Annotated in this window: 12 protein-coding genes; 7 read left to right on the top strand and 5 right to left on the bottom strand. The window is 59.0% G+C overall.

From position 1 onward, the window contains the following. Positions 1-108: 108 nt before the first annotated feature. On the bottom strand, positions 109-1,302 hold the full coding sequence (dxr, locus tag PL597_RS20955; protein ID WP_271366189.1) for a 1-deoxy-D-xylulose-5-phosphate reductoisomerase: 1,194 nt from the start codon (positions 1,300-1,302) through the stop codon (positions 109-111). A 188-nt stretch (positions 1,303-1,490) separates the two neighbouring features. On the opposite strand from dxr, the gene PL597_RS20950 reads away from it, so the two are divergent. Together PL597_RS20950 and PL597_RS20945 are read left to right on the top strand one after the other, a co-directional pair. Then, the gene (locus PL597_RS20950; protein WP_137412253.1) at positions 1,491-2,192 is read left to right on the top strand and encodes a phosphatase PAP2 family protein; all 702 of its coding nucleotides are present in this window, start codon (positions 1,491-1,493) and stop codon (positions 2,190-2,192) included. A gap of 30 nt (positions 2,193-2,222) precedes the next feature. Further along, the gene (locus PL597_RS20945) at positions 2,223-3,476 is read left to right on the top strand and encodes an FAD-dependent oxidoreductase (RefSeq protein ID WP_269824749.1); all 1,254 of its coding nucleotides are present in this window, start codon (positions 2,223-2,225) and stop codon (positions 3,474-3,476) included. Between the two features lie 6 nt (positions 3,477-3,482). Here the strand turns inward: PL597_RS20945 and PL597_RS20940 are convergent, their stop codons facing one another. Genes PL597_RS20940 through PL597_RS20925 form a run of 4 tightly spaced genes read right to left on the bottom strand, consistent with a single transcriptional unit; the run spans position 3,483 to position 7,385 of the window. After that, complete coding sequence (locus PL597_RS20940) at positions 3,483-4,409, bottom strand: ROK family protein (protein ID WP_077985529.1); 927 nt, start codon at positions 4,407-4,409, stop codon at positions 3,483-3,485. A gap of 3 nt (positions 4,410-4,412) precedes the next feature. Beyond that, a complete protein-coding gene (gene nagA, locus PL597_RS20935; protein ID WP_271366188.1) occupies positions 4,413-5,585 on the bottom strand; it encodes an N-acetylglucosamine-6-phosphate deacetylase in 1,173 nt (390 codons plus the stop codon). Beyond that, complete coding sequence (locus PL597_RS20930; RefSeq protein WP_173990224.1) at positions 5,582-6,604, bottom strand: SIS domain-containing protein; 1,023 nt, start codon at positions 6,602-6,604, stop codon at positions 5,582-5,584. The genes nagA and PL597_RS20930 overlap by 4 nt, the downstream gene beginning before the upstream one ends. Positions 6,605-6,632: 28 nt before the next feature. After that, complete coding sequence (locus PL597_RS20925) at positions 6,633-7,385, bottom strand: GntR family transcriptional regulator (protein WP_271366186.1); 753 nt, start codon at positions 7,383-7,385, stop codon at positions 6,633-6,635. 153 nt (positions 7,386-7,538) lie between these two features. On the opposite strand from PL597_RS20925, the gene PL597_RS20920 reads away from it, so the two are divergent. From PL597_RS20920 to PL597_RS20900, 5 genes are all read left to right on the top strand, one after another. Then, positions 7,539-7,715 carry a hypothetical protein gene (locus PL597_RS20920; RefSeq protein WP_244614246.1) on the top strand — a complete coding sequence of 59 codons (177 nt, stop codon included), beginning with the start codon at positions 7,539-7,541 and terminating at the stop codon, positions 7,713-7,715. A gap of 120 nt (positions 7,716-7,835) precedes the next feature. Further along, the gene (locus PL597_RS20915; protein WP_077985533.1) at positions 7,836-9,017 is read left to right on the top strand and encodes a Gfo/Idh/MocA family protein; all 1,182 of its coding nucleotides are present in this window, start codon (positions 7,836-7,838) and stop codon (positions 9,015-9,017) included. A gap of 12 nt (positions 9,018-9,029) precedes the next feature. Beyond that, complete coding sequence (locus tag PL597_RS20910; RefSeq protein ID WP_077985534.1) at positions 9,030-9,914, top strand: carbohydrate ABC transporter permease; 885 nt, start codon at positions 9,030-9,032, stop codon at positions 9,912-9,914. Beyond that, positions 9,911-10,768 (top strand): carbohydrate ABC transporter permease, encoded by an 858-nt coding sequence (locus PL597_RS20905; protein WP_077985535.1) that lies wholly within the window; start codon positions 9,911-9,913, stop codon positions 10,766-10,768. The genes PL597_RS20910 and PL597_RS20905 overlap by 4 nt, the downstream gene beginning before the upstream one ends. 38 nt (positions 10,769-10,806) lie before the next feature. Next, positions 10,807-12,039: an ABC transporter substrate-binding protein gene (locus tag PL597_RS20900; protein WP_077985536.1), complete on the top strand. Its 1,233-nt coding sequence runs from the start codon at positions 10,807-10,809 to the stop codon at positions 12,037-12,039. Positions 12,040-12,199: the final 160 nt, after the last annotated feature.

The raw sequence follows: 12,199 nt of genomic DNA, 5'->3' as shown, positions 1-12,199 counted from the left end.
TCACCATCTCGAGAGCGGTCTGTTCAGGAGCAGGTTTCTTCAACATGTCCCAATGAATCATAAACCCCCAGCTCACGCCAGGGGTTTGTCAGCAGTCTGGGGCCGCGTTTAAGCGGCCTTTTCTTTGGTGGCGATCAATTCGCGGGCGTGGCGACGGGCCTCCTTATCCGCTGCGAATACATCTTCAATCGTGGCGGCGGAGCGGCCGTCATGCATGCGGTCCATGACCGTTTCAACGATCTCGGCCATATCGAGAAAACCGATATTGCCCGCAACGAAGGCGTGAAAGGCGGCTTCTTCGGCGGCGTTCAGGGCGGCGCCCTGCAAGCCGCCGCGTTCCAGCGCGGTGCGGGCCAGACGAATCGCCGGGAAACGGGCTTCATCCGGCGCTTCGAAATCGAGCCGCGCGAGTTTTGCGAAATCCAGCCGCTCAACGTTCAGATTGCCGCGTTTCGGATAGGTGAGGGCATAAGAAATAGCGGTGCGCATGTCTGGAGAGCCGAGCTGGGCGATATAGGAGCCGTCGGTGTAGCCCACCATTGAATGGATGATCGACTGCGGATGGACGATCACCTCCACCTGATCGGGCCTGAGATCGAACAGGTATTTCGCCTCGATCATTTCAAGCCCCTTGTTGAACATGGAGGCGCTGCCGATGGAGACCTTCAGCCCCATCGACCAGTTGGGATGGGCGCGGGCGATATCCGCCGTAACATTGGCCATCTCCTCGCGCGACCAGGTGCGGAACGGGCCGCCGGATGCGGTCAGCACGATGCGTTCCACGGCCTGCTTATGGTCGCCCGTCAGGCACTGGAAGATTGCGCTGTGCTCGCTGTCGACCGGGATCAGCCTGCCGCCGCCCTGCTTGACCGTGCGCAGGAAAACATCGCCAGCCGAAACCAGGCATTCCTTGTTGGCGAGCGCTATGTCTGCGCCACGTTGCGCGGCTGTAACAGTAGGTGCAAGGCCGGAGGTTCCGGCAATCGCCGCCATCACCCAGCCGGCATCCGTCGACGCGGCCTCTTCGAGGCCGGATTTGCCCGCCGCAACCTCGATGCCGGTGCCGGCAAGGGCCGATTTCAGCACTTCGTATTTGTCGTCTTCGGCGGTGACCGCCAGCCGCGCGCCGAATTCCCGCGCCTGTTCTGCCAGAAGCGCGACGTTGCCCGCGCCGGTCAAAGCCGTGATCTCGAACGCGTCGCGGCCACCCAGCTGGCGGACGACATCCAGCGTATTGGCGCCGATCGAACCGGTCGAACCCAATATTGTCAGCTTGCGTGGCATGTCACTGGCATTCGTCATTTTCAGTCCGTCGGTCGTTTCCGGTTCGCACCCCTTGGTGCACGTCGTTTTCCCGAAAACGCCATGCACTTTCAGGCAACATTCCTTAGCCTCTACCCGCGAAAACCAGCCATCACAAGGACAAAGCCCAGGCTATTGTTTTTGCGGAAGGCAAAGCCATATGCAAGAAAAACAATGAGAGGATATCGATGCGACGTTTTCTGGTTTCCAGCGGGTGGGTCTTTGCGGCAAGCCTTGTGCTGGTCCTTGCCTTCATTCCTTTTGATCCGCGTCTTTCCGAAAGTGCGCAGGCCCTGCCGGGCGGAGTGGTTTCCTTTAACCGCGCGATTACCGATTTCGGAACCTTCCGCTGGATGCTCTATTCCACCGGCCTTCTGGCGATATTGGCCTATGTCGCCGCACGGGTTTTAAAGGCGCAGACCTACAATGGACGGCTGAGGACGGCATGGCGGCTTCTGGCTTATTTCTTCCTGACGATCGGAACGGCGAGCATTCTCGTCCATACGCTGAAATTCCTGATCGGGCGGGCAAGGCCGGAGCTTCTCCTTGAAATGGGCGCCTATAGCCTCACTCCATTTACCGGCGACAATCTCTATGAAAGTTTCCCCTCAGGCCATTCGACCGCCGCCGGGGTGTTTTTCGGCGCTTTCGCCATGTTGATGCCGCGCTTCCGCTGGGTGTTTCTCCTGCTTGCGCTTGTCATCGGTGTTTCGCGTGTCATCGTCGGCGCACATTATCCAAGCGATGTCGCCGCCGGGCTGTTGCTCGGCATGTGGACGGCCATGGCCTTCGCTTTTATCTTTGCCCGGTCCGAAATGCTGTTCCGGTTCGATGCGCATGGCTGGCCGCAGCCGAAGAATGCAAACCTCCCGACGGCGGATACACGATAAGGACCTCAAGCAGGATGTAAGGGGAAGGTGATGGAGGAAGCGACAAACGCTCCGGAAAATGACGGCAAGTCCGTTCAGCATATCCGTACATCAGTCGCCGTGGCTGGCGGCGGGCCGGCGGGCTTGATGCTTGGCCTGCTGCTTGCGCGCAGCGGTATAGATGTTGTCGTCGTTGAGAAACATGGAGATTTTCTCCGCGATTTTCGCGGCGACACCATCCACCCTTCAACGCTTGAATTGATGGAGCAACTCGGTTTCATCGATGAGTTCCTGAGCCTGCCTCATACGCGCGCGCCAAGACTGAATGCGGTTATCGGCGGCGAGCGTATCACGATCGCGGATTTTTCCCGCCTGCCGGTCCGCCACCGCTTCATCGCCTTTATGCCGCAATGGGATTTTCTCAATTTCATCGTCGGCAAGGCGGGGCAATACGAAAATTTCCGATTGCTGATGAATGCGCCGGTGACCGGACTGATCGAGAGCGGCGAGCATGTCGGGGGTCTCACGGTCAGCACACCTGAAGGCATCATCGAGATCGAAGCCGATCTGGTGGTGGGGGCGGATGGGCGCAACTCCATCGTCCGTGAGGCGGCGGGGTTGGAAGTGCAGCGCTTCGGCATTCCGACGGAGGTGCTGTGGATGCGCCTTTCCAAACAGCCCGACGATCCGACGGAAACCATGGGGCATGCCGGCTCGCGGCAGGGTTTCGTCATGATCAACCGGGGTGATTACTGGCAATGCGGCTATGTGGTGCGAAAGGGATTTTTCGCCGACATAAAGCTGCAGGGAATTGAAGCCTTCAGGGACAGGGTCGCGGAAATCTGCCCTTTCCCACGCGAAAGGCTCGATGAGCTCAAGAGCTGGGACGATGTGCATCTCCTCACCGTCCGTATCGACCGGCTGAAGCGCTGGTGGAAACCGGGTCTGATCTGCATTGGTGACGCGGCCCATGCCATGTCCCCCGTCGGCGGTGTCGGCATTAATCTGGCTATTCAGGATGCGGTTGCGGCGGCCAATATATTGGTGCCGGTGCTCGTATCCGGCCGCGCCGTTACCGACGAGGATCTTGCCGCAATTGAAAAGCGGCGATCCTTCCCGACCAAGGCCACGCAATTTCTGCAGCGCATGATGCGTATCGGCCGCAAGAAGGGACGGGCGGATGCGGAAAAACCGAAAGGACCGCCAGCTTTTGTGCTGGCCATCATGCGGTTTCCGCTCCTTTCCCATCTGACCGGCCGGCTGGTAGGGCTGGGTTTTCGCCGGGAAAAGATCGAGACGATGTGACGCCGCTCAGGCAGTGCCTTCGGCTTCTTTCTCATGTTTCAGCCCGATAACGGCGGATCCGATCAGCCCCGGCTCGATGCGGCAGATGGCGGGCACGACCAGAGGGCGGTCGAAGCGCCTCAGAATGCGGCTCCTTACCACCTCGTCCAGAGCGGCCAGAAGCGCTTTCGAATTCGAAAGCCCGCCGCCGACCGGCACTATGGTTGCGCCGGTAACGTTGATCACCATTGCCAGAGGCGAGGCGAGAATATCGATAAGGACATCGATGGTTCTTGCGGCCTTCGCATCGCCCGCCTGCCAGGCCGCAATGATGTCCTCGCTGGTCATCGCCTGCCGGTGAAGATGCGAATGCAGTTTTTCCATGCCACGGGCGCTGCCGATTGCGTCGACGCAGCCGGTAAGCCCGCAACCGCATTCGAAACGCGGCAGCGAAACCGGCGGATTTCCGGCCAATGTCGCGGCCACCGGCCCATGGCCCCATTCGCCGGCGAAACCGCCGTGGCTGTTGATGAGCTTGCCGTCGATGACAAGGCCGCCGCCGACACCCGTTCCGAGGATGACGCCGAAGACCACGCGATGACCCCGTCCGGAACCGATTTCCGATTCAGCGATCACGAAGCAATCCGCATCGTTCGATACGATGACGGGAAGGTTCAGCGCCTTTTCCAGCTCGTCCTTCAGGACCCTGCCATGGATGCTCTGAATATTGGCGACAGTGGCCTTGCCGGTATCGGGGTCGATGACGCCGGCAATCGACAGCGACACGCAGGCGGGTGTGCCGCCGCTATTGTCGATGATGGATTTCAGTCCGGCGGCGAAGTCTTCGAAACTGGTCTTGGGCGTCGGGATGCGCGGCACGGGCCGAATATCGTCGGGAGCGTAGGCAATCGCGCCCTTGATGGTCGTTCCGCCTATATCGAAACAAACGATCATGATTCAGGCTCCGGAACGGGTGGCATCGTGGATTTTTTCTGCGCCGATCCATGTCGAATGCATCTGAAGGTCGGGTGTCAGCATGACGAAATCCGCATCGAATCCGGACAGGAGCTTACCCTTGCCGGAAGCGCCGACCGCCTCGGCGGGATAGGCAGACGCCATTCTCAAGGCCTCTTCCAGCGGTGTCGCCAGCTTTTCATGCATGAAACGGATGCAGGAAAGCATATCGATATCCGCCCCCGCCAGCGTGCCGTCGGCCAGCGTCAGCCGGCCGCCGTTGCGATAGACACGCCTGCCGTTCAGTTCGAAACCGTCATCATCCGTTCCGATAGTAGACATGGCGTCGGTGACGAGGAAAATGCGGCCCGGACCATTCTTGGCGCGAAGCGCAATGCCGATCGCTGCGGGATCGACATGGAAACCATCGGCGATCAGCCCGCAATCCAGCTTGCCGTTCGAAAGTGCCGCGCCCACCAGTCCCGGCTCGCGATGGCCGAGCGGGCTCATAGCGTTGAAGAGATGTGTCACCATGGATGCGCCGGCCTCGGCATAGGCCGTCGCGACGCTGAGGCCCACATCGGTATGGCCGAGGCTGACGACGATGCCGGCTTTATGCAGCGCTGCGACCTGCGTCTCGGTTGCGTTTTCCGGGGCGATGGTTGTCAGCACAAAAGGAAGCTTCGCCTTGCAGCCCGTCAGAACAGCGAGATCGGCCGTTTCCATCTTTCGGATCAGCGCCGGGTCATGGGTGCCCTTGCGTGCGACAGAAAGATGCGGCCCTTCGAAATGCAGGCCGAGAAAGCCGGGCACCCCTGCTTCGTGCGCGGCGATGCCTGCTTCGGCGGCTTTGGCTGTGATATCCGGTCTGTCTGTTATGAGGGTGACCATCAGCGCCGTAGTGCCGAATTGCGCATGGGCCGAGCAGATGCGGGCAATGCCTTCCACATCCGGCTCGTTGTTGAACATCACGCCGCCGCCGCCGTTGACCTGCAAGTCGATGAAGCCCGGCGCAATGAACAGTCCTTCCGCGTCGAAGATGTCGGCGTTTGCGGGCACGGATACGCGGTCGACGATGTCGGCAACGTGGCCATCACCGGTCACGAGCGCTTTGCCTTCGTGCCACGCGACGCCATCGAAAATACGGGCGCCGACAAATGCCTTGCTGCTGCTCATTGGGTTTCCGTCACCTTTTTCAACGCCACCGGCGCATCCGGGTTGAAGCCGCGGGCACGCGACAATTGCTCGATGAAGCCGTAAAACGGTGCGATCAGCAACAGGGCGTCAGTCAGCGGATGATTGGTTTCCACGAAAGGCAGGGACTTCGCCGGGCTGCCCTTTGCGGAGGTGACAAAAACACTTGCGCCCTTGCCGGCGAGGCCGGCCGCGATATCCGTCACCGAGGTTTCGGCGCGGTCACGTGCGGCAAAGGCGATGACGGGAAATTTCGGTGCGACCAGCGAAACGGGGCCGTGCATGACTTCCGCCGACGAATAGGCCTCTGCGTGGAGCTCGCAGGTTTCCTTGCATTTCAACGCGGCTTCCGCTGCGATGGCGAGGGCGGGACCGCGGCCCAGCATATAGAGCGATTCCTCGCCCCTGACCGCTTCGCTGATCTGGCTCCAGTCGAGCGCGATGGCCTTGGCGAAATTCTGCGGCAGGGCGTTGACGGCTTTGGCGAGCAGGCTGTCTTCCGTCCATTCGGCAAGGATCGCGAGGCCGGCGACGATGGAGTTGACGAAGGATTTGGTTGCGGCCACCGCTTTTTCAGGGCCCGCCTGGATATTGATGGCGTGATTTGCCGCATCGCCGAGCGGGGAGGGCAGGGTATTGACAAGCGAAAAGGTGAGCGCGCCGCCCTTGCGGGCGCTTTCCGACAGAGCGACGATGTCAGGGCTTTTACCCGATTGCGAGACGGCGAAGGCCGCCGCCCGGTCCAGCCGCAGCTTCGTCTGGTAGATCGAGGCGAGCGAGGGGCCGAGCGACGCGACCGGTAGACCGGTCTGCAATTCGATCGCATATTTCAAAAAATGCGCGGCGTGGTCGGAGGAGCCGCGTGCAATGGTGACGATAACGGCCGGGTCACGGGCCTTCAGCCTGCCTCCGGCTTCGTGGAAGTCGGCATTGGCATTGTCCAGCAGGCGAGCGACTGCATCGGGAATCTCATCGATTTCCTGGCGCATCAGGGTTGTCATCGTTTCGTGTCCTTGATCAAGAGATTTGTCACTCGGGCCCCATCGTCAGTTCGGCGACGAGGTCATAGGCGTCGCTGCGGTACAGCGCGCGGGATATTTCCATGAGGCGCCCGCTTTCCAGATAGGCCATTCGCTGAACGGAAAGCGCTGCCGAGCCCGGCGGAACCCCAAGCAGCAATGTTTCGTCATCGGTGAGGTTACGGGCGGAGATGCGCTGAATGGCGCGCACCGGGCGAATGCCGTTTTTCTCAAGCTCCAGATAAAGCGAGTTTTCCACCAATTGTGGGTCAGGCAGAATATCGCCCGGCAGGCTTGTGACTTCGAGCGCGATAGGTTGGTCATTGGCAAGCCGCAGGCGCGTGAGCCGGGCCACCATGGCCGATTGGGAAAGGCCGAGCGTCATCATCTCGTCTCCGGTCGGGTGGAACAGGCCCCTGTCCAGCCAGCGGGTGCTTGCCGTCATGCCGCGCCGGCGCATGTCCTCGGTAAACGAGGTGAGCTTGGTCAGGGGCTGCTGCATGCGGGTGATGGGCTTGACGACGAAAGTACCCGAGCCGTGCCGGCGAACGAGAAGACCGTCGCGGACGAGATCGTCCACCGCCTTGCGCACCGTGACGCGGCTGACGCAGGCGCTTTCGGCGATATCCCGCTCCGGCGGCAAGGCGTCGCCGTGCTTCAGGCGGCCGCCATTGATGGCGTCTTCAATCGTCTGGCGCAGTTTCAGGTAAAGCGGGCCGCCGCCTGATTGCAGGTCGTCCAGATTAAGCGCTGCCCCGTTCATCCATAACCTCTGTCACGATCCATGTGGTCGGCGATATGGCCGGCTCTGGCTATATCATATGCCACGTAATCGGCAATACCAAAATAGAACCATTGCTGAATTTGTACGATTAATCGGTGGTTTTTTCGATCTTTTGCCGAATAATGAGGCTTAATGCTTGATATTTTCGCATTAACCAAAAAAATTTTCCCGATAACGGAATTGCTCTGGACGATTGGCATTTTTTTGGTATTGTTTTTTGCGTCGGTAGTCGGCGGCGATCCGTTTCGCATCCGTCGCGCCGGAAAATCGGTTTCCGACTCGCGGCAGCGTTTGCGAAATCGAATTTAGCTTGACCGTTGTGAAAATTAATTTCATCGTGGCAAGAAATTATCGCAGATATCTGGACGACCAGCAGAGAAATGGTCGCGTCTGCGAAAATGAATTACGAATGAACAGGGAACAAAGTTCATGAAGGTGGGAATTATCGGACTCGGATTCCGTCTCGGTTATCTGGGCTACGTTTTTCATGAGATCGACAAGGATTTCGAGATCGTCGGTTATGTCGATCCCGCGCCGGCGGGCCTGCCGGGCCTGCAGGAAAAGGGCATTTCGGCCGGTAAGACTTACGATAGTCCCGAGGCGTTGATCGCAAACGAAAAATTCGATCTCTTGATGATCGGCTCGCCGAACCACATGCATCTGGAGCATATCCGTATCGGACTTGAGGCCGGCTGCACCATCTTCTCGGAAAAACCCATCGTCGTCAGCATCGAGGAAAGCCTCGAGCTTGCCCGGTTGCTCAACAAGCATGGTCACGAGCGGCTGCTCGTTGGTCTCGTTTTGCGTTATTCCCCACTCTACCGCGATCTGCGCGCCGCACAGGCCGAAGGCAAGCTGGGCGATGTCGTTTCCATCGAGGCTTCGGAGCATATCCCGCCCTATCACGGCGCATTCTTCATGCGCGACTGGCGACGCTACGAAAATTATTCCGGCTCGTTCATGCTGGAAAAATGCTGCCACGACCTCGATCTCTATAATGGCGTGGTCGGTGCGCGGCCGCGTTTCGTGTCGAGCTTTGGCGGACGCAAGAGCTTCACGCCGGCAAACGCGCCGCAGAATGACGGCATCAACGATATGGAGGTCTACCATCGCAAGCCGAGCGGCTGGATGGGTTCCGACAAGGTTTTTGACAGCGACGGCGACATCATCGATTACCAGACGGCCATCGTCGAATATGAGAACGGCGCATCGCTTGCCTTCCATACCAATCTCAACGTTCCCGACGATTTCCGCCGTTTCTGCGTCATCGGCGCCAAGGGTATGGCAGAGGGCGATTTCGTGCGCGGCTTCCTGAACGTGCACAATGCCCGGACCAATGAAAAAACCGTGGCCAAGACCTATTCTGCGGCAACCGCGCTCTCACAGCATTATGGTGCGGACGAGCAGATGGCGGAGGACGTCATCGCCCATATCGTCAAGGGCGCGCCCTTGCCGGTTTCCGCGCTCGACGCGATTGAGGCCGGCATTCTGGCGCTTGCCATGGACGAAGCGCGCCATGGCCGCAAGGTGATCGATCTCAAGCCGGTATGGGAGGAGTACGATCTTGCACTGCACGGTCAGCTGAAATCCCCCGCCGCGAAATCGGCTTAAGGGGGCGGCGCGATGGATGCGAAACGCAGCGCGGTCGTCTTCGCCTGGCTTCTTCTTCTGCCGGCGCTTTTATACATCACGGTTATCGTTGCTTATCCGCTCGTCGATACCTTCATCCTGTCCTTTACCGATGCGTCGCTTAGAAAAACGACGAACTGGGTCGGTTTCATCAACTACGAGAAGATTTTCAACGCGACTTTTGCCGATGTTATCACGCGGACCTTCATCTGGACGTTCTTTTCCGTCTCGATAAAGATGATTATCGGCACATTGGGTGCGGTTTTGCTGAATTCGGCCGTGCCTGGCCGGGCGCTGTTCCGTCTCCTGACCATGCCGCCATGGATCGTGCCGATGGCTATCGGCATCTTCATGTGGGGCTGGATGTATAACGGCCAGTTCGGCATGATTTCCGGCGTGCTCCAGAACATCGGTCTGGTGGATGGGCCGGTCGCGTTCCTCGCCTACGGCAATACGGCCTTTTGGGCAACGATCATCACCGACGTCTGGATCGGTGTGCCAATGGTTACGCTCTATCTGCTGGCCGCCATTCAGGCCATCCCGCAGGATCTCTACGAGGCCGCGTGGACAGATGGGGCAAGCCGCCTCTACCGCTTCCGCCGCATCACGTTGCCACTCATGCTGCCTGCGATGATTACTATGTCGATGATCTCGCTGATTTCGACTTTCAATTCCTTCGATATCATCTGGATCCTGACGCAGGGCGGTCCGACTGGCCAGACCACGACCATGATCATCGACACGTACAAGACGGCGATCGGTTCTTACAAATACGGTGAAGGTGCTGCGCGCGCCGTGCTGATCTGCATCTTCCTGTCGATCTTTACCTATTTCTACTTCCGCATCACCAGCCGCATCTCGCAGGAGGCCAGCCGATGACCGACAAGAATGCGATGATCAACCGCTACAGGTGGTATGAAATCGTCGGGATTTATTGCGGCATCGCCGTATTCCTGACTTTCGTGCTGGCGCCCTTCGTGGAAGGATTTCTGGTTTCGCTGAAGCCGCTCAGTCTGCTTTTCTCATCGCCCTACACGTTCTGGCCGGAAAACGGTTCCTTCGAGGCCTACCGGACCATGTGGGTCAGCGTTCCCGGTTTTGCCCGCTACGTTTTCAACTCCTTCTTCATCTCCACCATTTCGACCATTATCGTCCTTATTCTGGTGGTGCCGGCCTCCTATGCTTTCGCCCGTTTCAAGTTTCGCGGACGAGGGCAATTGCTTGGCGCATTTCTCGCGATCAACATGTTCTCGGGCGCCGTGCTTCTGATCCCGCTTTTCCGGCTGATGCGCAACATGGGTGTGCTGAACACCTATCTGGCAATGATCATTCCCGGCGCGGCCTTCCTGATCCCCACCGCCATCTGGCTTTTGCGCACCTATATGCTGCGTATCCCGCGGGAACTGGAAGAAGCGGCCTATGTGGACGGTGCGAGCTATTTCTATACTTTCCGCCGGGTGATCCTGCCGCTGGCGATGCCGGGCATCGCAGTGGTTTCCATCACCACCTTCATCGGCGCCTATGCCCAGCAGTTCATCTTCGCGCTCACCTTCAATTCCAAGACCGAATATATGCCGCTGCCCATCGGCCTCTTCGCTTATTTCGGTCGTCAGGAAGTCATCTGGAATGAGTTGATGGCGGCCAGCTTCGTCGGCATTGCGCCGGCGATGGTCGTGATCTTCTTCATGCAACGATATCTCGTCAGCGGCCTTACCGCCGGCGCGGTGAAATAATCAACAACCGGAACGACCACCAAAACGGGAGACTACCTATGGCACTGAAACATTACGGATTGGCGCTCTGCGCTTTCGCATTTGCCGGTTCTACTGCCCTTACGACGGTGACGGCGCACGCCGCCGACAAGGAGATCAGCTGGATCTATTGCGGCGACAAGATGGACCCCATCCATGAGAAGTACATCAAGGAATGGGAAGGCAAAAACGAAGGCTGGAAGGTCGTGCCGGAAGTCGTCGGCTGGGCCCAGTGCCAGGATAAGGCGACCACGCTCGCCGCTGCCGGCACGCCGGTCGCCATGGCCTATGTCGGTTCGCGCACGCTGAAGCAGTTCGCGCAGAACGATCTCATCGTTCCGGTGCCGATGACGGAAGACGAAAAGAAAAGCTATTATCCCAACATCGTCGATACGGTCACTTTCGAAGACACGCAGTGGGGCGTGCCGGTCGCCTTCTCGACCAAGGCGCTCTACTGGAACAAGGACCTGTTCAAGCAGGCAGGTCTCGATCCTGAAACGCCGCCGAAGACCTGGGCCGAAGAAATCGCCTTTGCCAAGCAGATCAAGGAAAAGACCGGCGTTGCCGGTTACGGTCTGTCCGCCAAGACCTTTGACAACACCATGCACCAGTTCATGCACTGGGTTTATACCAATAATGGCAAGGTGATCGACGGCGACAAGATCACGGTCGACAGCCCGCAGGTTGTCGAGGCACTGAAAGCCTACAAGGACATCACGCCCTATTCCGTCGAAGGCCCGACGGCCTATGAGCAGAACGAAATTCGCGCCATCTTCCTCGACGGCAAGGTTGGCATGATCCAGGCGGGTTCTGGTGCGGCCACGCGCCTGCAGGAAACCAAGATCAACTGGGGCATCGCGACCTTGCCGCTCGGCCCGGAAGCCAAGGGTCCTGGCACGCTGCTCATCACGGACAGCCTTGCGATCTTCAAGGGAACGGGCGTGGAAGAAAAGGCGACCGAATTCGCCAAATTCATCACCTCGCCTGGTCCGCAGGGTGAATACGAATTGCAGGGCGGCGCCGGCCTCACCCCGCTGCGTCCGTCGCCGAAGGTCGATGAGTTCATCGCCAAGGATCCCTTCTGGAAGCCGCTGATCGACGGTATCGCCTATGGCGGTCCCGAGCCGCTCTTCACGGACTACAAGGGTTTCCAGGACACGATGATCGAGATGGTGCAGTCTGTCGTCACGGGCCAGGCAACACCGGAAGATGCCGCGAAGAAAGCGGCTTCGGCTCTCGAGCAGTATAAATAATCTTTCATGAGCACGGATGCGGGCGGGAGCCGTCCGCATCCGGCAAGTTTCGCCGAGGGAACGCCTGCGTCTTCCGGGATGCTTTTTCCCCCTGTTTTTCAACGGTCCCGATCCGGTGTGGCTTTGCCCCTGTTTCGGAACATCTCTGAACGCGGCCTGA

The organism is Agrobacterium sp. ST15.13.013, assembly GCF_027956525.1.
Classification (GTDB): domain Bacteria; phylum Pseudomonadota; class Alphaproteobacteria; order Rhizobiales; family Rhizobiaceae; genus Agrobacterium; species Agrobacterium salinitolerans.
The sequence above is the reverse complement of the archived record's forward strand: the minus strand, read 5'-3'. Positions and strand labels throughout refer to the sequence as shown.

What these genes read in the sequence shown, in the direction of transcription:
- PL597_RS20900 (WP_077985536.1), top strand. Translation starts at nt 10,807, where the DNA reads ATGGCACTGAAACATTACGGATTGGCGCTCTGCGCTTTCGCATTTGCC.
- PL597_RS20950 (WP_137412253.1), top strand. Translation starts at nt 1,491, where the DNA reads ATGCGACGTTTTCTGGTTTCCAGCGGGTGGGTCTTTGCGGCAAGCCTT.
- PL597_RS20945 (WP_269824749.1), top strand. Translation starts at nt 2,223, where the DNA reads ATGGAGGAAGCGACAAACGCTCCGGAAAATGACGGCAAGTCCGTTCAG.
- dxr (WP_271366189.1), bottom strand. Translation starts at nt 1,302, where the DNA reads ATGACGAATGCCAGTGACATGCCACGCAAGCTGACAATATTGGGTTCG.
- PL597_RS20940 (WP_077985529.1), bottom strand. Translation starts at nt 4,409, where the DNA reads ATGATCGTTTGTTTCGATATAGGCGGAACGACCATCAAGGGCGCGATT.
- PL597_RS20925 (WP_271366186.1), bottom strand. Translation starts at nt 7,385, where the DNA reads ATGAACGGGGCAGCGCTTAATCTGGACGACCTGCAATCAGGCGGCGGC.
- PL597_RS20915 (WP_077985533.1), top strand. Translation starts at nt 7,836, where the DNA reads ATGAAGGTGGGAATTATCGGACTCGGATTCCGTCTCGGTTATCTGGGC.
- PL597_RS20930 (WP_173990224.1), bottom strand. Translation starts at nt 6,604, where the DNA reads ATGACAACCCTGATGCGCCAGGAAATCGATGAGATTCCCGATGCAGTC.
- nagA (WP_271366188.1), bottom strand. Translation starts at nt 5,585, where the DNA reads ATGAGCAGCAGCAAGGCATTTGTCGGCGCCCGTATTTTCGATGGCGTC.
- PL597_RS20920 (WP_244614246.1), top strand. Translation starts at nt 7,539, where the DNA reads ATGCTTGATATTTTCGCATTAACCAAAAAAATTTTCCCGATAACGGAA.
- PL597_RS20905 (WP_077985535.1), top strand. Translation starts at nt 9,911, where the DNA reads ATGACCGACAAGAATGCGATGATCAACCGCTACAGGTGGTATGAAATC.
- PL597_RS20910 (WP_077985534.1), top strand. Translation starts at nt 9,030, where the DNA reads ATGGATGCGAAACGCAGCGCGGTCGTCTTCGCCTGGCTTCTTCTTCTG.